This is a genomic window from Vibrio xiamenensis (assembly GCF_900100015.1).
Classification (GTDB): domain Bacteria; phylum Pseudomonadota; class Gammaproteobacteria; order Enterobacterales; family Vibrionaceae; genus Vibrio; species Vibrio xiamenensis.
Genome location: NZ_FNDD01000021.1, coordinates 75,297 through 97,136, shown reverse-complemented (window position 1 = coordinate 97,136; position 21,840 = coordinate 75,297). Strand labels below are relative to the sequence as shown.

Genomic DNA, 21,840 nt, shown 5'->3' with positions numbered 1-21,840 from the left:
GATACTTTCGGTGGGACTATCACAACCAAGTGAACGTGATCTGGCTGAATATTTAATTCCAAGACTTCACAATCTTTTATATTGCACAAAATGTAGATCGAGCGGTAAAGCTCCTTACCTACATTACCTTTCAAGATCTTAAATCTATACTTCGGCGTCCATACTATGTGGTATTTACAACGCCAATATACATGTGATGAACTTCTGTAGTCGCCCATGTTTTTAGTTTCCTCTTACTTGTGGTGAATAAGAGACTTACTTCTAACATGGGCATTCCTTCGGGCAATAGCCCCAAGGGACAATCACCACCGCCCTAGGCGGTGGTTTAGAGCTGACAATAAAAAAGCTAGCCTATGGCTAGCTTTTTAGTTGCGCAAATAAAGTGTAGAAATCGCGATTTATTTATCTTTAAAAATTACTCTTGGAAGATATCAACGTTTGCGTAGGTAAAATTATCATTGCATTGTGAGTAAAAAATTTAAATCTCATTTTTATCGACAGATAACTATAATTCTAGCTCTTTATAATAAAAATCCATTCTCTTATTACATTCTGATTCTTCAGATATAAACTTACAATTATAGTCTTTATAATCATCCCATTCTTTTGACTTTTTTATTCCATCATCAACTATTTTCGCTCTTGAAATAGCATAAGATAGCTCAACATCTTTTGATAATGAATACTTAATTTCCAATATTCTAGCTTGAGTAACCCAACTATTGCACTCAGCTATAAGATACTGAGTCATTACATCATTACTAGGTTCCTCTCCCTCAAAATAAGGTTTAGCATCGCAAGCTTTAATCTTATATTTTAGCCATTTTCTTTGAACATCTCTAAATTCATTCTTTTTATTCTTAGAGTCAAAAAAAGAAAGAGACTTACTATATAATTCATTTAATTCTCTATCATATCTATTGTATTCATCTGATCTTTTGTTTAATAAACCTTGGTAGTTATGATTAAAATCATAGATTTGATACGATAGTACGTCACTTGAATAGAAGAACAAAATCAAACCCAAAGAAACTATTTTTTGTAACATAAACACACACCATAAACTTCAAACATTTTCTTTTCAAAATTACCTATATACTAATTCTTCTATCAATAATAAGAGATAGTAATCCACCAGATAACTCTTGAATTCTAGTTTTAAAAATCAACATATAGCTTGTCTAGTCGTTTTTCTCTTTAAATAAAAATTTAATCGTTTCTAGGTTAGGAAATACATATGTATTCTTATAACTTTTCTTCTCAAGATCATTCATAAGAAACTTAGGCTTGCACCTCTCCAAAAAAATCAACTTATCATTCGATGAATTATAAAATGAAAGAGACATTGAATTATTAGCCTCTGCTAGATGATACTGGTAATCACCGGAATCAACAACTATTGAAAATGAAGATACAGAACCACCACTTTCATTAATAAAATAAAACCTATTATTTATTCCTTTTTCATATTCTGAATCTATATTATCCCTATCACCATACCTATAAAAAACATTATCATTTCCAGAATTTCCGCAGATAGATACTATTTTTTTATTTCTTAGATAGCACCCAGCAACCAATTCTTCATCAACTTTACATAAAGAACCATCATCACGGAATAACTCCTTTTGATAAGCATAAGAATTTATTGGTTTAAATATACCTAAAAATAATATTATAATAATATTCATGTAAAATTTTTTCATTCCACAAAAACCAAAAGTTTTGTTCGCTTTGTTCATAACTATTAGTATCCTATTTAATTTTTTCAGTAACGGATTCAACTGAGTCATGGCTAGGTCCGAACAAGAACTAATCTAGAAAATCCTGCGGTTCTTACTGCATACTTAAAATAAGACTAAATAAAACCTATTTCTGAGACTAAGCAAACAAATAATCAATATATCTAAAAAAAATTTAATGGAAATTCTTTCTAAAATTCCAATCAAAATACTGACTAATCCCTTCACATTCTGATTCAAAAATATTTTTATTATCTCTAGAGACCATTAGCTTATATGAATGGTATATGTCACCTTCAAAATCTTGCAACATATCACGTACTTCGTAAGTATACTTATCTTTTGAAAACATTACGCTATTATACTTTTCACCATTTTCAGATAACTCGCCAACAAAAGTAGGACGAGTTAAACTCAACTCTAACTTTTTAGATGTTCCATATTTATAAGCAATCTTATTATTTTCGATTGAGCAAATGGACACTATTTTAGAATTGTTAAACTGGCAAGAGAACTCAACTTTATCATCACCACATAAACTCATAACTTTAGCGTCATTTGATAAGTATTTAGTATTTTCAGTTTTTGATAACAACACCAATGGTAGAGTATCTCTTTTTTTGTACAATTCATTAACTACAAATTCAGTCATAGTTTTTGCATCATATTTTGACAAGTCATATAGTTTAGAAGGCTTAGGGATATCTACCTTGTAAAAGCTAAACCAGTTATCCTCTTCACGAGCGAGATGTGAAGTAGATTCATAAAAGATGTCAGAAAGTACGACCTTTTTCTCTTCTAAGTTATAATCATACTTTAAAAAAAACTTGAATGTACTGATATCTTCTTCTCCAGTTTCTATTAAAATAGAGCTGTATGACGACTTAGAGTCATTAATAAATCTTTCTCCAAAATCACTCCAATTAGGATAAGAAATTCCGTCTTCATTTTTTACGATTTTAATATGATAGCCAATTTTACTAGCATTATCTGAATACCCACTTTTATTATAGCTTAATGGATATTCTTGATATCTGGCTCCGAGTATCTTATCTCTTTTATCTAATAATTCATTAAAATAATAACTCCCTCCTGAATTGAAAACCTTCATTTCTCTGATTCCATCCACAAACTTCATATTAAACCTGTAAATACCCTCATCTGCTGATACACTATAGGATAATAAAAAAACAAAAATCACAGCCGAAAATTTATACATTCTCCCCCCGTAAATAGATCAGCTAAACTTTTAAATACAATTAAATAAATATAAAATTATTATTTAATAAGCATTGGTGTTTATCATTCCGATTATGTAACAGACAAAATCTACAGTAAAATCTAGTTTTGATAGTACTTACTAGTATTTATGCATCTATGATTAAAAACCTCCGAATTCTTTTGTTTAACTATTAAATCATTTTGGACTGGATCATATTTCCCACCTTCTTTAAACGACTTTTGTTTTAAAATATATTTATAGTCACCGAGATTAAAGTAAGAGCTTTGATAATTATAATAATCATCGCTATGTTTTTCATTCGTTAATGATTTAATGATTTTATGTATTTCCGGTTTATGAAAATCACCATAGTTGTAAGTCATTTCATTGTTATCGTTGCCACAATATGACACAAACTTCCCATTATCTAACTGACATGAGAATTCAATTTTTTCGTCAGTGCCACATAAACTTTTAATGTTAAAGTCTTTAACATCTATACCAGGTGGAGTGTTAATTAAATCAAGCAATAGATTTCTTTTAGATCCATACAATTCGTCCACGATAAACTTAGACATAGATAACCGGTCATAGCCATCAAAAAACAATATTCCATTTTTTTTAATTTTTCCTACCGAATATACCATACGGGCATAATCATACTTTTCAGATAAATTTTCTATATATAGAATATCTTTTAGTTTTATTCTTTTTACTTCATCATCAAAAGCATAAATTAATAAGAAATTATAGGCGCCATTATCTTCTTCATTGGTTTCAACTAAAATGACGTTCCCTAATTTTTTGTTATTATCAATTGTAAGTTCTAGCTCCTCATTTTGAGCCACTGGATAGAATGAACCATTTTTTAAAGACTGTGAATATATATGATACCTAACGGAATTTTTTACAGATTCATACTTAGATTTATTATTTTCAAGAGGATAAATTTCTGAGTTATTGCCTAGACTATAATCAGCTTCATCTTTTTCATTCAAAATATAATAAATACCATTCTTCTCACTAGCCTTCACTATCGCTTCAGAACCGTTTAATCTAATAGTAAAATCATCTAAACTTTCATTTGCAGACGTTTTAAGTGAGAATAAAAATAAAAAAAAAGCCAACAATAAGCACTCAACTCTCTTGTAAAACAAAATAGTAGTACTACTATTCAATGATTTCATTAAAGTATTTCTTCCCATTTTTACCAGCTTACCAGCTTACCAGCTTACCAGCTTACCAGCTTACCAGCTTACCAGCTTACCAGCTTACCAAGCCATTATGTAAATTAGGCCTTATATAAGGAATTAACATCACTCTAAAATTTTTTGTAAGTCACATGTTTTACTCTATTTTCTTCTAAGAAAGATATATTTCACATCACAAACTTGGAATAAAACATAATAGTTCATAGAGTTGCCATAATTTTGAAATACTAATTCACCATCTTCATATCCGGCTGATACTTTGCTTTCACCTTGATCTGGAACCATGTTTAAAAAAGTTATAATTTCTTTATCATCACCAGATTTATATGAACTTAACATGCCACTTTCATTCTGGTTCCCTATATTAATGTAATATTTATCGCTTTGTATATTAACTGTTAACCCACATTTATTGAACTCTAATGAGATATACTTTCCATCAGGCACAGTTGCCCAAGAGTATGTACTAAACATAAGAGAAAACAATAGAAAAGCGATTTTACAATCAAACATAAACCTACCCTAAGATAACTCTTGAATTCTAGTTTTAAAAATTAATATATTTTATTTTATATTCATGCTAATTTTATCCACTAGACATATCTTGTTTATATACTAAGTCTAATTAATTTATTCAAAATCTTACCTATATAATTACATAACTGCATTAAATTTTAATTTATAGCTACCAAAAAGTTACCTACCAATATTTTTAAAATACTAAATTATGATTAAACATTTCATTAATAAATGATCAAGAAATAATAAAAACAGAAAATTCTGATATATCGTGATTATAGTTAACTCCATAAATTATATTGTCGTTGCACTATTTAATTAATGAGATTTTCCAGTTTGTCGCGTTGCTGTTGTGTTAAATCGTAACACTGAGAATAACTTTCTAAAGAATAGTCAAGCCCGTCTACTTTTCCACTCAATATGTCATTAGGTAAGTATGATGACATCTTTTTCACATGAGTCCCACGAATTATTTCCATGACTGGACTTTTAATGTCGAACCTTATCTTAGTAAGACCTCTAGTTATCTGATTATTATCGACCCAGTTTGCCCCACATGCTTGACCATCTAAAGTAGTAATAATACATCCATTATGCATATTTACTACATCACAATAGTTGGTGGAAATAAATTTTTTATCACCATTCTCAAGCCATAAATATCCTTCATCATATTTTTGAATTATAGCAAAATCTTTTTTAGGGCTATATGAAATATGGCTTTCATTTTGTTCAACTCTATACTTATTATTTTTTGGGTATAGATTAAAAGTCCCAACATTTTTACTAATAAATACTATATTTTCGTCTTTTACATGCAAAGTTGCAGAGTAACAACAACAAGAAAAAAAACAGACTGAAACTAAGAAAAATTTATTCATCACCCGTTCTCCTAACCTAGTTATTATAACGATTGACGGCATCTTTCATATTTCTTCTGACACCATAAAGGTCGAGAATCTCTCTTTCTCTAGTTGAACGCTCATCATCACCCCAATCATTGATATTGTTATGTTCTTTGTTGTCATCCAAAGAAAAAAATACATCTAAAATATCATTTATTTCTGTAACCACGTTATTAGGACGATTGATATGATGATCTAGTACCTATACCCAACTTTGACCTAAATAAATCCGCTAAAGATATATTATTATAATTTGATAATGTGAGACCTGGAGTCACCAGCGCTTCTATGGTAGTTGGAGTTCGAACCCGAGAGGTATATTCCTTTATTCGAAACCCATCTTCCAACGATTTAAAATTTTAAGTAATAGATAAAGCGCAGACTTGTGCTTTATCTATCTTTAAAAATTACTCTTGGAAGATATCCACATTTGCGTAGGTCAAATTATCGTTGCATTGCGAGTAAAAAATTTCATTTTCATTTTTATTCACTGCTAGCCAGCTTATAGCATCAAATATTTCACTATTACCAACTATATATTTATATTTACCTAACGAGAAATAAACTCGTGTACTATAATATTTATTCTCATCTTCCGTCGCTTCTTGTCTAATCGATTCATATCCGAAATCAGAACCATCAGCATCAATTGGATAATTTAGTTCAATGTTGCTTTCAGTTCCATACCTATAAACCAACCCTATACTGTTTATGTTTTTTTCGTTGACTTTGTTTTCATTTTTTTTGCTACATAGAGAAACTATTTTTTTATTCTCTAGCTGACAACTAAAACGAACATACTCATCAGTACTACATAAACTTGTCTTATCGTTTCTCTGAGCATAGACCAGAAAAGAAGTGAAAATGAACATTACAAGACAAACCATTACTCTAATTGAAAACATAAATCTCCACAAAGGTACACTTAATCACATTGTAATCGTTTTATAATCAATAAACCTCAGAACAAGACTTACTAAAGACACTTTTATTTTTTTGCGTAACTAATAAAGATGATACTGGTTTATCATTAGCTTTTAATAAATATGTATAATCACCGCGACTAAACATAAAAGCACCGGAGTCAGTTCGTTTTATTTGATCCTCATCCCACTTAGGGTAAGAGATTTCAATATTAGATAGAGTCCCATATCTGTAGGTATTCGCTTTTCCACTTTGACAAATAGAAACTAATTTATCATTAGATAACCGACATGAAAATAATGTTTGTTCACTCAACGAACACAACCCTTGAGTATGAGAGACTAACTTTCTTTTCAGGTAATCAATTACTACATCAAGATTCTGATATTCATATACCTGCGAATGTTCTGGATCTTCGTATCCAGAAAAACCACTCATAACATCAGTATTAGAGATTGGAAGATCTTTAATAAATTGGTTATCCACGTATTTATATAAGTAGTTAGAGTATTGTGTCCCATTGATATCTGCATGCCTAACTTCCCAGCTTACCTGAACAATAAGATAAAACTGCTCTTTTATAGAAAAATATTTCATATCTTCTATCTTAGGCTCAGAACCTTCGTATGAAAATCGGTCAACGACATATTCCCTATCACCAGATTTAGATTTTAGCAATAGAGGATAATCTTCATCAATAACGGATTTTTCAAAAATATCCACTTTAACTTCATCTATATTTAAAACTACTTCTTTTGATAAAGCATTGTTAGAAATAAAAACAACAATCAATAAAATAATGTACTTTCTAATCATTAACATACTCGTCAACATTGTTAATCCCCAAGACTTCCGCGACAGCTCTAAATCTGTTTTTACGATCCTCAAGCCCATTTATTCCACCGTTAACCTTTTTTGTTATTTCCCTAACTGTATATGATTCTGCATCTTCGTTTTTAATATCCTTAAAGTCAAACCAATAATAAAAAGCACTAGATGTTGCGTATTCTATACTTGATGATAATAATTCTGGGTTAGTTAAAAAATTCTTTATATCATCTGGGTTGTGGAGATTATGAAAATTAGTAAATTCGGAATATTTATCTCTTCCTGTTAATTGAATTAGTCCTCTTCCCCGATATTTATATCCGTCACCTGAGCTTTCATTACCGTTCCCCATTCTATCAGCATAAACATAATTCCCTAAATTACGAGAATTACGCGAATATTTATTTTCTTCAGTCCAGAGTTTTTCTCTTAGCTTTCCTAAGCTACAACTATCCGTTTCAGATACATAGTTCTTAGGGCCACCCTTACAGCCAAAAATTTGTCTCATTCTCTTCGGTGAATAGGATAAACTTTCTGTACTTGCAGTAAACCCACTTTCGTGAGCTAGCTGAGACAAGAAATGGGCTATAACTACAGGTGAATTCATGTTATATTTTTTAGCATATTTATTTAAATATGGCAGGATATTTAAACAAACATTCCTATTTTGTCGCAGATTTGCTGAATAAATCATATCAATGTTTATTAACTCACCTAATTTCAATGCGAAAGGCCACAAATAATATGGCTTTGGATTGGCGTGGATGACATCACTTGCATCCTGAATCCAAGCTAATAGTTTTGCTTTTTCTTGCTGTTGGGCAAAAAACGACTGGTATACCTCTTCTAACTTGTTATGCCATTTGGAATCTTTATATTCATCCCTCGATATAAAACTATTTTCAAACAGCCTATCTAATACCTTTTTCGCTGATTCTTTTATCGACTCTAAGTGAGTATTAGCAGAATCTTGACACCACTCGCTTTGATGTTGAACGATCAACTTTTCAAGTTTTTCTCGTTTTCCATTTAGTCGAGTAATTAAAGCTTCCGTGGTCGTTGGAGGTGGTGTTGAGTCCGCTTCTTCGCTAGTCAACGTGACCAATTGTGAAAACAAAGGGTTACCTGGTTTTACGGCTCCGTCACTGACAGTTCCGTCTATTGGTGTTTGATTCATATTTTCAAACTGTTTTAGGAAGTATTCTTCTGGCTTATCGATAGAAAACATTTCTATATGTACTACGTACTCATGTTGCTTAGTCGCGTTACTATCCTGACTAAATTCATTCAGTGATAGATAACCTAAGTCACTACCAGCATCGATACTGATGCGAGTATCTTCGCCATCGGGCTTTTTAATTGCCACAACACTGCCATCTCGCTTGATATCACTCCCAGTCATCCACTCCGGTTCAGGTGTCGTTAAAGCCAAGTGACCGCCCGGAGTATTTAAAAAATTAAATCGCGATGTGTCGCTATCCACACCATTACCTGATGCAATCCATACCTCTTTATCAACAAAGTCACTGTTATTAGTCAATAACTTACAGCGGATCATGGCGTGTACAGTGTTATTAATACTAAAAGAGCGATACGTTTTACTATCTGCGTCTAGATACTCAAACTCTGTCCCAAGCGGCAGACTCACAGTTTTTTCGGGCGTACCTAAGCTATCTGGCACACCGGACGTAGCGAACGAACGAACCTTGGTTTTTTCGGCGTCCATTTTATAACGAGTGGCAAACTCAGCATTCACTCCAATCGCGCTTGGCGGAGCTAAATGCATATACAGCGTGTAGAAAGTGAAAACCTTATCAGAGCCTTCAGTCGGATCAGCATACTCGTGCTCTAATAGCACAAAGTTATTACTGAATTTAAACGTTTTGCCCATGTATTCGCTAGAAACGTAATCATCGTTGATTCGATACGCCGCAACTTTACCACCCAGCATGGCTTGTATCGAGCGCAGCCCCTTCCCCCAAGGAAAAGACTGACTATTAAGATGCACACCACCGTGCCAACCATGACCCGTACTTAAAATATAGCGCCCAGAGGTACTCTTATTCAGATCTTGTTTAAACTCAGTCAAGTTAGCGTAAGCGGAGCCATCGCGTTTTAGAATGGGAAATACTGCGCTCATCAAAAGGCTCCTTACTTAGTGAGAAAACACATCTTTGAAAATAACAAATGGTGGTCGATTGGCATTGTGTGATTTGGCGTAGACAACCGTGCTGAACTCGCCCGAATTGGTCGCAAAACCCGATGCACTGCTGCGGTTGATAATCGCGCCTTCGGCCATATCAACAACGCTTGAAACCTGCTGGCTCACTTGGTCAAAAATTGCCGAAAAAATATCGGGCAGCGCGTTTGACAGTGTTTTAATGCCATCGCGGTAAGCTTGAATGCCGTTATCAACCACCGTTAAGCCACGCGCTTGCGCTTGGCTTTGCATGTATTCAAGGCGCACATCAACGTCGCTAACCAATTGATTAATATAGCTACAAAGGGTGTTATTGACTTGTTCCCAATCCATATTTTGCAGCAAGTTCAAAGTATTACCGCAGCCCAGATAACGCAGCTCAGCGAGCAGTTCTGCCGGTGGCGCAGACGTGTCGGCACTGTAAATGATTCGCACAATATCGCCGTTTGGATGAGCCTTCTCAAAGACTTGTTCAAGCAGTGGCTGATATTTACTGTGCGTGTCGAGATCATCGAGCGAATGGTTCAGCGCTGAAATAAACGCGTTTGCAAAATCGCGAGACTGATTACGGCTAACGACATAAGGCGCCGTGATTCGGCACTGTTCGTAAACAATATCGACAAAGTCATCATCGGTTAATTGCGGCGAAATCAAAATGCCCCAATTGCTGCTGGCGCCAACACTGATGTCCCAAAACGGCGCGCGATGGCCAGAGACGTAAGTGCAAAACGTTTGGCTATCTTCAAAGGTGTTGGTTGGGGTATTTTCTGCCAAGGTTTTGCTTGGCACGTATTCATCTTGTGATTCGCTGACCACTAAAATGCATTCTGCTGGCGCGAGGCCGCTTACACTCGCAAGCCCGCTTGCATCAAACTGGCCGCTGGCAATGGTGCTGCCGGAAGGATCGCGCAGCTCAAATGGCGCGTTGGCATAGGGTTCGCCGGATGGGTAACGGCAGATAAGATCAAGAGTATAAGTCCCTTCGGCATCTTCACTAACCGAAACCGAAGGGTTTTGCACGCCGCCCATACACATCGTATTGGCTTTGTTCATCGTCATTTGATCCGACAAACGGCACACACCCGCACCTTCAATACTCACCGTTGGCGACGCAGAAATAAATTCAGCTTCATCTTCGATGGTGCCGGAAACGATGCCCTTTTTATCACCGCTGGCATCACCAGTACTTTGGGAGAATTTGCTGCCTTTGATGGCAACGCTATTACCACCATCCATTGTTACCGTGGTGGTACCGTCGGCAAGGTCAGCCGATTTGGCATTGTTACCATATGGAATTGGGACGACTGGCGGTCCACATTGTGTCTTACATACATCTGGCAGTGTTGCATTGGCTTCGCCGCCGGATCCTTGATGAACCACACTGAGTCCATTTGCACAAACTGTTACGCCCATAGTCAACCCATTTCAATTAATGTTGGTGAATAAATAATAAAAGAGATTGCGGCTAACAATCTCTCTTATTCACTAGTGAAACTCGCGGTTTCGGTAGGCATTTTTACTATTGAGCAAAAAATAGACTCAATGTCATACTTTTTACCTACCTCATTGATAAGCCGCCAATAACTGCTGAAACTTCATATCAATGATCACGTACGTTACCGCATACATCACCCCAAACGCGATGGCACTTACTCCAAGCACAAACTTGGGTGAAATAACTCGCTTGAGAGGCTTCTTCAGATATTTCGCTTTCAAGTTAACAAGCGACACTTTTTCCTGTTCTGCTAAACGGTCATCGCGAACTAATCGATAAACGGTGTTGCCAATATCGTTGAGTTTTTCATTGCCGCGTTCCTCGCGGCCATATTTACCTTGAAAGCCAAGCTGCAATAACAGGTAAAGAAATTCAATGACATAACGGTATTTTCTCGGGTCAGCTTTTAAGCGCTCAAGAATAATGAAGAACTTGTCACCGCCTGAGGTTTCGTTATGAAACTCAGAAAGCAAACTGTGTTGGCTCCAGTGGCTATTCGCCCCCCACTCTTGGCGACATACCGCTTCATCAAGCGCTGCGCACAAACAGTAGCGAATCACCAAAATTGACGCGCGATCCAACTCCATTTCGTTGAGTTTTCGCTCCCCTTTACGGATCTCGCGCGCCACTTGCTCGCGAAACGGCATTGGGTCATCGAGCCATGGAATTGAGCCCATGCACGACAAGCTGGCAATCAGCCAGGTAAACTGATCGACCAACGGGTTAACGCCCATCTTCTCGATGGTCAAATCACGCACAGCGATATTGCGAGACAAGTCCGGCGCTGGCATCACCTCCATCGGTTTGCCAGGCTCAGGCTGGAACAGGACGACGGTTACATCGTTATCTTGATAACTCATAACCTAACTGCCCACAGTTGGAGTGATAGGTTGGCAAAATCGCCCGCGACATGCACGGCAATCGCGGCGGCATTCTTAAGCGCCGACCACTCTTCGCTGCTTTTATCCAGTTCAAAATAGGTGTAACCGGCGTGGTATGGAAGCGCGCGCGGCACCACTGGCATCGGTTTGATCTCAATGCCCGGTAGCTGCAAGTTAATCAGGTCGCGAATGTTATCAATCGAACCAATCTTAGTTTGGCTGACGAACTGGGTATGCAGAACATCGAGCGTTACATCGGCTTTCACCGCCAGAATAAAGGTGGTGGAATCGACCACGCCTTTGTCTGGAATCGCGGCGGTGCGAATACCGTAGTTTTGCTCTTTTAGCGTGAGCGGAATGGCGCGTTGCTCTGACATCACGCTCAATGTCATCTTGGCACTGTCTAAAGTGCGAGACAGACAAGAGGTTAAATCGGCGTGATTGTATTTGGTAAATTCTTGCGGGCGTCTTGACGCCGAACACAAGGTCGAAAGCTCACCTTCGGCTTGGAGCAAAATGCGATACAGCGATTCGGGATGCACACCTTCGATGCTGGCAAAATGCCAAAACAGCGGTTCGTAACGGTTAAGGGCTTGCAGCAACATAAAATCCGCCACCGATGAAACCCCTTGTTGATCCACCACACCCAAACGGGCCACGATCGATTCTGCGCGGTGCTTAAGCATCGAAGCAAATTCGGTCGCGAATTTACTCAGCACTTTTGAGGCATGAATATCGATACAAGTCGGAATGTAGCCGTCATCAAGGATCACACTGCCATCGGGTTTCACCTCAGAAATTTTCAAAATCGGAATCGAGGTGTAAGCACTTTTATCTTCGTGATCGTACATCAGGCAAAAATTCAATTTACCCACTGAAATACTAGCAATGTCTTCGCTGTCGTAACACGAATCCACCGCTTCTTGGCTTTCGATACGATAACGGGCGCCATCTTTTTTGCTGCCAAACAGCTCAGCACGTTCAGACGGCAGCGGGCAACATAAGTACACCACTTTGTCGGTGATCGACGGATCAACGTCGCGCACTTCTGGCAACTCCGCCAACAGCGGCAGTTCAAACGGCGTTTGATCCTGAAGTACCCCTTCAGCGCGAGTGATGCCTAATTTACCTAGCGCCAGAAGCTCTGCGTTGATTTCGAGACTTTTCAGCCCCCAATGCAGCGGTGAACTGCTTGAGTTCAGCATTCCCGCCATCTTTCCTAGCGAACGGTCAAGCTGCTGGAAATGTTGCGGCTTCATGAACATGCCGTCTTGCCAAACAACCGGATTGTATAAAGACATGTTGTGATCCCTTAAAAATATGTCTGTTCGATGCCGCGACTCTTATCGGTCGATAATGAGCTGCCTTCTAAAATGAGGCGTAAAAAGTAATCGGTCTTTTCGTCGATCAGCTCGACTTTGCGCCATGAAGAACCGTTGATTTCACGAAACGCCACCGAAAAACCGACCGCGCGCGTATTGGGGTCAAGTTCGATGGTCTGCTCTATGGTGTCACCCGGCTTAACCTGAAATTCATATCGTTTAATGTATTCATCACCGAGAGCGGCTTTATCGTTATCAAACAGCGCAAAGAAATCTAAGCTGCGAAACAACACCGGCGAGGTTAATTCATGTACGCGCAAAATAACTGGCGACGATTCACCGCCCTCACGTACGTTGAGAATGTCTTTGGCTTCAATCACTAATTGAATGGATGAGGTTTCAGGCGTAATACCAGTCGACTCTTTCATTTGATCCCATACCGAGCAACCACTCAGTAAAGAAAGCGTCATCAAGGCAAGTGCACTACGCATGTTTTTCTTGAACAATCTTTTCATAGTTTTCTTTAATTAATTTCTTAACCGAGTTGTCATTGAACTTGAGGCGATTTTCGTCGTAATGAGCGGTATACGCGCTCCAAAGCTTAGATTTGGTTGCGAATTTGGTGCTCTGACCGAAATCGTGTTCGAATCGTTTCGGTTCACAGGCATTGATCTGATCAACAACAAAATGGCTGACCGCACGTTCGTACAACACGCGATGGTCATGCAGCTCATCAAGCATTTGCTCAATAAGTTCTTGAGGCGACAGTAATTTCTGACTATTTAGCGTCAGCATCAATTCTGTTAGATTTGGCGTTGCCGTTGGCGTCGATTCGCCATCTTGCTTCATAGTTTCGACATCGTTGAGCTCTTTTTGCAGGCTCTCCATGCACAAACGCAGACACGCGCCCATTTGACGGAAAAAGTGTTCATCGCTGCTTACCAACTCTTGCGCATTAATTCCAAGTCCTTGATAAAACGCATCACTTAAACTTTGATCGCTGGCTGCGGGCGCGCTGAGCACTGCTGAGCTGTCATCAAAGTTCACTTCACTGTTACTCTCTTGCGTAGCGGATGGCTCTTGCTGCTTGAACGGTTCAAAAGGCTGAGTCACCTCTTCCCAATTTTGCTGATTCACTTGGCTTGGCTGCGCAGTTTGCAAAATAGGTTCAGCACTTGGCGAAGGTATGTCTGCCGCGCTTGGCTGACTTGGCTCTAACGCAGGCTTTGAACTCGGCGTAACAGGTGCGCTGGATGTATTGTCAGTAACGGTTGCCGAAGCGCGACTGACAGGAGTTTGAGGCATGACATCATTGTGAACTGGCGCAGTTTTCGTCTCTGTCACGCCTAGCCAGTCTTCAGGAATCAAATTAGGAATGTCGAATTCAGAGTCGATGCTAAAACTGTCGTCAACCAGTTGACGTTTATTCTCAGGGGGTTCAGGTGCATGTTTTGGCTTGGGAACTTCGTCCTGAATCAGATAGTCGTCATCACGCTGCATTGAAAAATTAAGATGAGTCACTGGGTCATCGCCATCGATTTCGTCAGGCTTGGTTTCCATAAACAAATCTTCCAACGTGCCAACTTGCTGCTCCTCTTCCACGACAGGGGCACCCAAATTGACCAGAGGATCGCTCGAATCGCGCTCTGGGGCGATGTCGGCGGCAATATCTTGGGCAACGGAGACATGTTCATACACCACATGCAGTTCATACTGGCCAAGGCTAATCACATCGCCATCGTATAGAGAAACGGGCTGATTACGCAGTACCTTGTTGCCGTTAATCAATATCCCGTTGGTGCTGACATCACTGATGTAATTGGTCTCGCCATAGACACTAATTAAACAGTGGGTACCGGAAATAAAGCGATTGTGGTCAACCAAACTTAAGGTACAGCTAGGGTTGCGGCCTATTGAACCGCCTGCCTCTGGCATCTCAATCTGTTTGGCGCCAGTATATTCTTCGGGGCTTTTGGCAACCACTAAAACCAGTTGATTCAATCTCATACTCTGCCTCTAAAACAGCACAGACACTGACAGTTCAACACCGCCAAGGCCATCGTTATACACAGGCAAAATATAGGAAGCTTGCGGAGTGATTTGAACATGGGCATTTGGATTGCTACCAAGTTTTATCGTCATGCCTGCAGTGACCACTGCGCCAAGTTCAAATTGGGCAAGATCGTCGAGTTGGTCACCGTATTTGTAACCGTCTGAATCCACAACCCAACGCTCTGAATATTGGGAGTAACCAAACGACAAACCAGCACCGATGTACGGAGTAAACAGTGTCCAGGTTCCGATTGCATATTGAGGAACCACGCGCAGTTCGTAGTTCGTTACTTCTTGATAAACCCCATCGGCAGGAGCATCAATCTCGCCGCTGATATAATTCAAGCCAAACCACCAACGCCAGCGGTTATTATTTTCATCTAATGGACGTGTATGCACTAAACCATAACGTGTTAATTCTTGCGCTCCACTTTCCCCTTCATCATATTCAATACTTTCGACACTGAATAAATTATAAGAGACACCGTAACGTTCGCCTTTTGCAAAGGTAAACCCGGAGAAAAGACACATTAGTGACAATATACCAACTTGACTCGGCTTGAGCATTCTATCCCTCGAAGAAATTCTATTTTGCCTATTTAACCGCGAAAGATACCAAGCTGATAAACATTTTCAATACGGTTTAACGGCAGCATAAGAAATAATGCACAAACACTAGTAGAAGTGACAAAATGACTAGAAATATAGTGATTAGGCTAACCTTGAATTAAGCGATCGCTAATGTTTCTCTTGCTAATTTAACCGTCAAAACAATAAGCATCACATTGCTTATATAAGTTGTGATATCGAGTCAAAAACAACACCGAAAAGCACGATAAATTCATCTATAATGCATAAAAAACCACTCTAAATTGACCATTAAATGACCAACTAGTACCAAAAACCCCTATACAACACCCTATCCCATTAAAAAATAACAAAATGTTAAAACTCTCAATTGAATGCCTCTTTTGTGAGACACAAGAGAAATATTCAACTTAAATGTTCAATTTTTGCGCACTAAAATATGACATTAGTCACATTTAGTTAAAATTCAACCATTCACATCATATTTTTTATTCTATTTGAACTTTTTACCTATAAAATCCAACGCAAATAATGACGCCAATATTAATAATAAAGATATTAATAAGATCGAGAGTTTTAACATCTCGGCAATAAAAACAATTAGACATCAGCAGTTGGACAAAAAATATGTTTTTTTCAGATTTTGCCAGGCGGCCAATTAGCGATAATAGCCCGTCAGGTAATAACCCCAATAATCTTGACGACTTTGACGAAATCAAGCGCCAAATAAATAACTTGAGTAAAGTTACAGGGCAGGTTTCTTGGAAGAAAGTTCAAAGTTTATCCAAGAACATCCTTATTTCCGACAGTAAGGATTTTCGTTGCAGCTGCTATTATACCGTTGCCGCGACTCACAATGAGGGTTTAAAAGGTTTGGTTGAAGGACTGAATTCTTTGCTCGATTTGTGCGTGGTGTATTGGTATTCCGCCTATCCAGATTTAAGTAAGCCAACAGCTCGTATCGGCGCAATAGACTGGCTTATCGAACATGCCGAAAAGCGCCTGAAACACATCAAGGTATCTAAAGAAGAATTACCTCTGATTGAAGCCGGTCATCGCATTTGTCTTAATCTGGAAGAAGAGTTACGTCTCCACTTTGGCATTAAAGCGCCCTCTTTTGGCGGCATTCGGCGTATGTTTATGCAGTGGATCGAAAGCTTTAAGGAACAAGCGGCAGAAGCAGAACGCAAAGCGCAAAAGGCCGCCATTAAAGTTGAAGTAATGAAGCCGGCAACGCCAGCGCCAACTGCGCCGCCAGCACCAGTCAAACCGGAGGCCAATAACCGCTCCGCGCTGTTTACGATCTCGGCGATGGTGATCGCTGTTTTTGCCATCACCAGCTCTTACTTTGTATTCAAAAACTACCAGTTGAGCTCGCTAAAGCAGCAGGTAGAAATGGGCTCTGTCAGTCAGCTAAAAAGCTTAACCGCCAAGCTTCCTATTGAGTACAGAGACGCGAAAGACGCTTTAAAAATGCCGTTGCTAACTCGCCTCGATGCCCTGATGAATAACTGGCCACTCGAGCCTTCTATGGTGAGCCAGATGGACGACCTTGGCGAGGTCGTCAGACAAGTTACCGCACTCTACCCTGATTCATCGAGCGCCAAGCAACTCAATCAGAATTATCTCGATCAACGTTCAGCTATTGAGCAAGAGTATCAAGCCATCCATCGCCGTTTTACTAACGCGCGAACGGTGTTTGCCAACGTGATTGCCGCTAGCCAAGACCAACAAGCCAAACAAGCCTATGAGTACAGCAATACTTTGTTCCCTCTGCTTGGGCGGATTGAGTACGCAGAAAAAGCGCGCACTGAGCAGGAATTAGATAAATCATTAAAACTCCTTAACGTTTATCTATACAAAATCAATCAGATACGTAATTCGCTTAGCAACACAAACCAATAATCATTATTACAACGACTTCCGCAATATAGGCTTATGTTTAAAAATAAAATCTTGCGAAATCCAGTGTTCTTGTCGACATTGGTTGCCCTTTTGTTGGCAGCTGCGCTCGCGGCGGTATTCATGCTTTGGCTTACCCAGATGGACAGACTCTATCTTTGGGCAGGGCTTGGCGTCATTGCTGTCCTTTACATCGTTTTCCAGATCACTTTGTGGCTGAAGAAAAGAAGCAACAGTAAAGCTCAAAAGCTTGAGACCGAGGAAGAAGCGCTTTCGATGGTGATCGCGCCGCTACTCAGTAAGGCGGGTAAAAAGCCTATTTATCTGCTGCTTGGCAACAAAGGCGCTGGCAAAGCGCAGTTTTTGACCAACTCAAATGCCATCAAACCGATGGATAAAAGCCGCACCGCCAAGAATGACTTTTTTGAGTGGTATGAATCGGATTCTGCCGTTTATATTAAACCGGACCAACGCTTGGTATACCAAGAAGTCTCTAGTGCAGATGCAGCGCTTTGGCTACGTTTGGTTAAAGACATCATTCGTCATCGTCCGCGTAAACCGTTTGCTGGCTGTCTGTTCTTTATCGACTTTGAATTTTTGATCGTCAATGAGAACGATCAGATTGAGTACACGTTAAACGCCCTGCTTGATCGTCTCGAAACCATAGGTCAAGAAACCTCAGCGGCGCTGCCTATCTATCTGGTGATGTCAAAACTCGACAAACTGGAAGGCTTTAAAGAATACGTGCAATTTAGCACGCTAAAGACCAGCCTTGAATTTCTATCGATTCCGCTAAAAGAAGCCAAAGGCGCAGTCACAGATTACTATCTTGATAGCTATCAAAACCTCGTCAAGGTAATGGAAAGCAATGCGCTTGACTCTTCAGCCAACACCACAAGCATTGACGAAAAACAGGCTATTTTGGCATTTCCAAAGCAATTTGAGCTGTGTAAGTCAGAAATTGGCTCTTTGATTGAGCGTATTTCGTCAGTTAACCACGGCCAATACCTATTTGATATGCGTGAAGTATTCTTCTGCTCGAGCATTCAAGGTGGCAGAAAATACAATCTTCTAGCAAAAACTTGTAGTAATTACTTTAACTTACCAATTATTGCCTCAGAACATACCCACCTCTCTGAGACGCCATTTTTTACCCGTTTCTTGGTCGACTCACAAATATTACCCGAGGCTGACTTCGCTGGTGAAAATAAAGCCTATTTGAAAAAATTGCAGCGAAAAAGCCGCATTACTATTGGACTTGGTATTGCATTTGTTGCCTCTAGTGCGTATTTCTTCTTTAACACCCTAGAAAGTAATATAAGTGTTATCAATACCCTAATGGGCGTGAACAGTGTCGCCAACGAACAAACCGACAGCCAATCGTTTGATGCCGAGCTTCAAGCCGCATCTAAATCGGTAGAATCAGCGTATGAAGGCTGGCTCAGCGGCAGCACCGCGCTGGATAAAGAAGTCGCGTCACTTAAAATCAGCCGTCTTAACGACAGCACCAAAATCGCCTATAAAGCGCTCAGCGATCAATTAACCAATAAACTGATTCCTCTGATTGAAAAAGGCTACCGCTTGGAGCTTGCCAAAAATCAACGTAACTTAAGCCGCGCACTACCGCTGCTCAAAGGCTACTTGATGCTCAAAGAACCGCAAAAACGCGATGCGCCGTTTCTGCGCAAGCAAACGGCTTTGGTACTGCAAGATTTAAGTTCCGATCAAGCAACCGTCGCTAAGGTCAATAAGTACTTTGATGCGTATTTGCGTGACTCTCATGACTCGGTTGCCATCGATATGGACATCGTACGTGCGACTCGCCGCGCCCTGCTGGCCCACTCTAACGTTGACTTAGTTTACGCACGTCTGATTCAGCAAGCCGATGACATTGACCTTGGCAGCCTTGATATCGAGCGCTTTGTTGGATTTGATTTTTACAACATCTTTGACGATCAAATCGATCATAGCCGCCTGCAAGTCAGCAAAGTGTACACCGCAACCGGTTTTAGCACTTTCTACCGCCCACGCGTTGATCTGATGTCGGAACAAGTTATTTCAGACAACTGGGTACTTGGCCTGTCCAATAACGTGATTCCAACGCCGGCGGAGCAAGAAGCGTTCAAACAGAAAGTCCGTAAAAAATACACCGACGATTACATCAGCTATTGGCGTAATGCGCTCAGTGAACTGAAAGTGAAAAAGTACGAGACCGTGGGTGATATTACTAACGCCATTGACCTTATCTCTGGCCCATCGTCACCAATGACCACCGTGCTAAAAGAAGTGTTTAACAACACCCACTTCACACGTGACGACACCAAGCAAGCGGTGCTGGCGAAAACCGATGACAAGCTCACCGACGCGCTTGAAAAAGTTGTCGATAGCGCCGAGCAAGTGGTGCAGCCAGACTACGTACTGATGCAGCGCGTTGAAAAGGCATTTCATAACTTAAACCAGTTACAAGTCAGTGAAACCACAACCTCTTCCACCCCTTGGGAAGAAACTGTTACTGCGCTAAGCCAAGTGCGTAACTACATGAAAGACATTGCCGACTCGCCAGATCCGCAAATGACGGCGCTGGCCGTAGCAAGACAACGTATTAGCAGTACTGAAGCTGACCCTCTTATTCGTTTGAAACAGATTGCTGACCGCTCGCCAGAGCCTGTGCGCAGCTGGTTACTTGATGTGGTCAACCAAAGCTGGTCGGTGATCATCAAAGAATCGTCACGCGGCATTCAAACTCAGTGGTACAGCCAGGTATACAGCAAGTTTAAAGAGCTGGGTCTTGGTAAGTATCCATTTGATCTTAAAGCTGAAAAAGAAATTTCTCTAGAAGACTTTGAGCTGCTGTTCGCCTCTGGCGGTATTTTGGATAACTTTATCAAAGAGAACTTCGCACCGTTCTACGACACCAACTTGTGGCAGCCAAAACGCCTAGATGGTGAAACCATGGAACTGTCGCAACAAGCACTGGTTCAGCTGCGCAACTACAACGTGATCCGCGACGTATTAATCAACAAAGGCACCAACAAAATGTATATCCCGTTCAGTGCCGAAGTGATGGATATGGACTCAAGTGCGATGCGCGCCAATATTCAAATAGCGGATGGCAGCTTTAACTACTTCCATGGCCCTAGCCGCGTTCAAGAGCTGCAGTGGCCACCAAAAGACGGTAACTACAAAATCAGCCTGACAATTCAAGATGTCACGGATGAAGGTACGCAACACGTCTTAAACAAGAATGGGCAATGGGCTTTGTACCGCTTATTCGGTGATTCAACATTGACTAATACTCACGACGGTAGCTTCACCAGCGATATTTCTATCTCTGGCCGTTCGCTTCGTCTGCGTATTACACCGCATTCGCCAACGAACCCATTTACCTTGGATGAGCTGTATAACTTCACTCTTCCAGAACAAATCGAACAATAACAAAACATACTAATAAAAACGCAAAGGCAGGACATATGATGTCAAATATGAATCTACAAGGTTTAGACAAATTGGATCGCAAGATACTTTCAAACTTGCTTTCCAATGGTCGTGAGTCTATCGCAAACCTATCTCGTAATATTGGCTTGTCTCGAACGGCAGTGGCTGAACGTATTAACAGGCTTGAAAAAACCGGTGTAATCAAGGGTTACACCGCCCAAATTCGCGTTGAGAATGACAGCAATAAAGCCGCGAGCTACTTGCTGATCTCATGTGAAAAAGGCAAGAAAAACGAAGTAAGTAACGCACTGAAGGAGCTTCCTGAGGTGCGTCTAACCAGTATCGTTGGGGGGAACTACGACATTATTTCGTTGATTGAAGCGCCGGATCTGCAATCTATCCACCGTTTGTGTAATGAGATTGAGTCGTTTAGCGGCATCAAATCGATTAACACCACGGTGGTGTTGCACCAACCGATTAATCGTTAATTGAAGCGCTCTCGCTCTCACAAAAAATAGCGAGCGTTTAGAAAAGTAAGCTTACGCTTGTGGCATGGTCTCTGAATCGAATTTGGGGATATGGCGCACAGGATTTGCTTAAGTGAAAAAAGCCGC

General features: G+C 39.9%; 20 protein-coding genes. 3 read left to right on the top strand and 17 right to left on the bottom strand.

Going from position 1 to position 21,840, the window contains the following annotated elements; all coding sequences use genetic code 11:
- From tnpA to BLS03_RS16295, 17 genes are all read right to left on the bottom strand, one after another.
- Positions 1-218 (bottom strand): IS200/IS605 family transposase (tnpA, locus tag BLS03_RS16370; protein WP_143015644.1); only part of this gene is annotated, 218 nt, incomplete at its 3' end.
- Positions 219-505: 287 nt separating this feature from the next.
- Complete coding sequence (locus BLS03_RS16365) at positions 506-1,048, bottom strand: lysozyme inhibitor LprI family protein (RefSeq protein WP_093276365.1); 543 nt, start codon at positions 1,046-1,048, stop codon at positions 506-508.
- A gap of 133 nt (positions 1,049-1,181) precedes the next feature.
- Entirely contained in the window at positions 1,182-1,742 is a 561-nt protein-coding gene (locus BLS03_RS16360) for a hypothetical protein (RefSeq protein WP_143015643.1), read from the bottom strand.
- 175 nt (positions 1,743-1,917) lie between these two features.
- Positions 1,918-2,961 (bottom strand): hypothetical protein, encoded by a 1,044-nt coding sequence (locus BLS03_RS16355; RefSeq protein ID WP_093276358.1) that lies wholly within the window; start codon positions 2,959-2,961, stop codon positions 1,918-1,920.
- A gap of 122 nt (positions 2,962-3,083) precedes the next feature.
- The gene (locus tag BLS03_RS16350) at positions 3,084-4,151 is read right to left on the bottom strand and encodes a hypothetical protein (RefSeq protein ID WP_093276356.1); all 1,068 of its coding nucleotides are present in this window, start codon (positions 4,149-4,151) and stop codon (positions 3,084-3,086) included.
- Between the two features lie 165 nt (positions 4,152-4,316).
- Positions 4,317-4,688, bottom strand: coding sequence for a hypothetical protein (locus BLS03_RS16345; RefSeq protein ID WP_093276353.1), 372 nt, complete (start codon positions 4,686-4,688; stop codon positions 4,317-4,319).
- Between the two features lie 320 nt (positions 4,689-5,008).
- Positions 5,009-5,575: a hypothetical protein gene (locus BLS03_RS16340; protein ID WP_093276351.1), complete on the bottom strand. Its 567-nt coding sequence runs from the start codon at positions 5,573-5,575 to the stop codon at positions 5,009-5,011.
- A 16-nt stretch (positions 5,576-5,591) separates the two neighbouring features.
- Complete coding sequence (locus BLS03_RS25690; protein ID WP_176765619.1) at positions 5,592-5,768, bottom strand: hypothetical protein; 177 nt, start codon at positions 5,766-5,768, stop codon at positions 5,592-5,594.
- A 238-nt stretch (positions 5,769-6,006) separates the two neighbouring features.
- Positions 6,007-6,504, bottom strand: coding sequence for a hypothetical protein (locus BLS03_RS16335; protein ID WP_093276348.1), 498 nt, complete (start codon positions 6,502-6,504; stop codon positions 6,007-6,009).
- Positions 6,505-6,550: 46 nt separating this feature from the next.
- Positions 6,551-7,357: a hypothetical protein gene (locus BLS03_RS16330; protein ID WP_143015642.1), complete on the bottom strand. Its 807-nt coding sequence runs from the start codon at positions 7,355-7,357 to the stop codon at positions 6,551-6,553.
- Entirely contained in the window at positions 7,332-9,491 is a 2,160-nt protein-coding gene (locus BLS03_RS25915) for a glycoside hydrolase family 19 protein (protein WP_245696724.1), read from the bottom strand. Before BLS03_RS25915 ends, BLS03_RS16330 begins: the two co-directional genes overlap by 26 nt.
- Before the next feature lie 15 nt (positions 9,492-9,506).
- Positions 9,507-10,964, bottom strand: coding sequence for a DUF4150 domain-containing protein (locus tag BLS03_RS16320; protein WP_093276343.1), 1,458 nt, complete (start codon positions 10,962-10,964; stop codon positions 9,507-9,509).
- A 150-nt stretch (positions 10,965-11,114) separates the two neighbouring features.
- A complete protein-coding gene (gene icmH, locus BLS03_RS16315) occupies positions 11,115-11,906 on the bottom strand; it encodes a type IVB secretion system protein IcmH/DotU (RefSeq protein WP_093276342.1) in 792 nt (263 codons plus the stop codon).
- Complete coding sequence (tssK, locus tag BLS03_RS16310; RefSeq protein WP_093276340.1) at positions 11,903-13,228, bottom strand: type VI secretion system baseplate subunit TssK; 1,326 nt, start codon at positions 13,226-13,228, stop codon at positions 11,903-11,905. The genes icmH and tssK overlap by 4 nt, the downstream gene beginning before the upstream one ends.
- Before the next feature lie 11 nt (positions 13,229-13,239).
- Positions 13,240-13,740: a type VI secretion system lipoprotein TssJ gene (gene tssJ, locus BLS03_RS16305; protein ID WP_093276338.1), complete on the bottom strand. Its 501-nt coding sequence runs from the start codon at positions 13,738-13,740 to the stop codon at positions 13,240-13,242.
- The gene (locus BLS03_RS16300; RefSeq protein WP_093276336.1) at positions 13,733-15,256 is read right to left on the bottom strand and encodes a type VI secretion system-associated FHA domain protein; all 1,524 of its coding nucleotides are present in this window, start codon (positions 15,254-15,256) and stop codon (positions 13,733-13,735) included. Before BLS03_RS16300 ends, tssJ begins: the two co-directional genes overlap by 8 nt.
- Before the next feature lie 9 nt (positions 15,257-15,265).
- Positions 15,266-15,868, bottom strand: coding sequence for a hypothetical protein (locus BLS03_RS16295; RefSeq protein ID WP_093276334.1), 603 nt, complete (start codon positions 15,866-15,868; stop codon positions 15,266-15,268).
- 648 nt (positions 15,869-16,516) lie between these two features.
- On the opposite strand from BLS03_RS16295, the gene BLS03_RS16290 reads away from it, so the two are divergent.
- From BLS03_RS16290 to BLS03_RS16280, 3 genes are read left to right on the top strand one after another with little or no spacing between them, the layout of a single operon-like run.
- Positions 16,517-17,794, top strand: coding sequence for a type VI secretion system ImpA family N-terminal domain-containing protein (locus BLS03_RS16290; RefSeq protein ID WP_093276331.1), 1,278 nt, complete (start codon positions 16,517-16,519; stop codon positions 17,792-17,794).
- Positions 17,795-17,827: 33 nt separating this feature from the next.
- Positions 17,828-21,226, top strand: coding sequence for a type VI secretion system membrane subunit TssM (gene tssM / locus BLS03_RS16285; protein ID WP_093276330.1), 3,399 nt, complete (start codon positions 17,828-17,830; stop codon positions 21,224-21,226).
- Positions 21,227-21,261: 35 nt separating this feature from the next.
- Complete coding sequence (locus BLS03_RS16280) at positions 21,262-21,714, top strand: Lrp/AsnC family transcriptional regulator (protein ID WP_093276327.1); 453 nt, start codon at positions 21,262-21,264, stop codon at positions 21,712-21,714.
- Positions 21,715-21,840 lie beyond the last annotated feature (126 nt).

What these genes read in the sequence shown, in the direction of transcription:
- BLS03_RS16365 (WP_093276365.1), bottom strand. Translation starts at nt 1,048, where the DNA reads ATGTTACAAAAAATAGTTTCTTTGGGTTTGATTTTGTTCTTCTATTCA.
- BLS03_RS16360 (WP_143015643.1), bottom strand. Translation starts at nt 1,742, where the DNA reads ATGAACAAAGCGAACAAAACTTTTGGTTTTTGTGGAATGAAAAAATTT.
- BLS03_RS16355 (WP_093276358.1), bottom strand. Translation starts at nt 2,961, where the DNA reads ATGTATAAATTTTCGGCTGTGATTTTTGTTTTTTTATTATCCTATAGT.
- BLS03_RS16350 (WP_093276356.1), bottom strand. Translation starts at nt 4,151, where the DNA reads ATGAAATCATTGAATAGTAGTACTACTATTTTGTTTTACAAGAGAGTT.
- BLS03_RS16345 (WP_093276353.1), bottom strand. Translation starts at nt 4,688, where the DNA reads ATGTTTGATTGTAAAATCGCTTTTCTATTGTTTTCTCTTATGTTTAGT.
- BLS03_RS16340 (WP_093276351.1), bottom strand. Translation starts at nt 5,575, where the DNA reads ATGAATAAATTTTTCTTAGTTTCAGTCTGTTTTTTTTCTTGTTGTTGT.
- BLS03_RS16335 (WP_093276348.1), bottom strand. Translation starts at nt 6,504, where the DNA reads ATGTTTTCAATTAGAGTAATGGTTTGTCTTGTAATGTTCATTTTCACT.
- BLS03_RS16330 (WP_143015642.1), bottom strand. Translation starts at nt 7,357, where the DNA reads ATGTTGACGAGTATGTTAATGATTAGAAAGTACATTATTTTATTGATT.
- BLS03_RS25915 (WP_245696724.1), bottom strand. Translation starts at nt 9,491, where the DNA reads ATGAGCGCAGTATTTCCCATTCTAAAACGCGATGGCTCCGCTTACGCT.
- BLS03_RS16320 (WP_093276343.1), bottom strand. Translation starts at nt 10,964, where the DNA reads ATGGGCGTAACAGTTTGTGCAAATGGACTCAGTGTGGTTCATCAAGGA.
- icmH (WP_093276342.1), bottom strand. Translation starts at nt 11,906, where the DNA reads ATGAGTTATCAAGATAACGATGTAACCGTCGTCCTGTTCCAGCCTGAG.
- tssK (WP_093276340.1), bottom strand. Translation starts at nt 13,228, where the DNA reads ATGTCTTTATACAATCCGGTTGTTTGGCAAGACGGCATGTTCATGAAG.
- tssJ (WP_093276338.1), bottom strand. Translation starts at nt 13,740, where the DNA reads ATGCGTAGTGCACTTGCCTTGATGACGCTTTCTTTACTGAGTGGTTGC.
- BLS03_RS16300 (WP_093276336.1), bottom strand. Translation starts at nt 15,256, where the DNA reads ATGAGATTGAATCAACTGGTTTTAGTGGTTGCCAAAAGCCCCGAAGAA.
- BLS03_RS16295 (WP_093276334.1), bottom strand. Translation starts at nt 15,868, where the DNA reads ATGCTCAAGCCGAGTCAAGTTGGTATATTGTCACTAATGTGTCTTTTC.
- BLS03_RS16290 (WP_093276331.1), top strand. Translation starts at nt 16,517, where the DNA reads ATGTTTTTTTCAGATTTTGCCAGGCGGCCAATTAGCGATAATAGCCCG.
- tssM (WP_093276330.1), top strand. Translation starts at nt 17,828, where the DNA reads ATGTTTAAAAATAAAATCTTGCGAAATCCAGTGTTCTTGTCGACATTG.
- BLS03_RS16280 (WP_093276327.1), top strand. Translation starts at nt 21,262, where the DNA reads ATGATGTCAAATATGAATCTACAAGGTTTAGACAAATTGGATCGCAAG.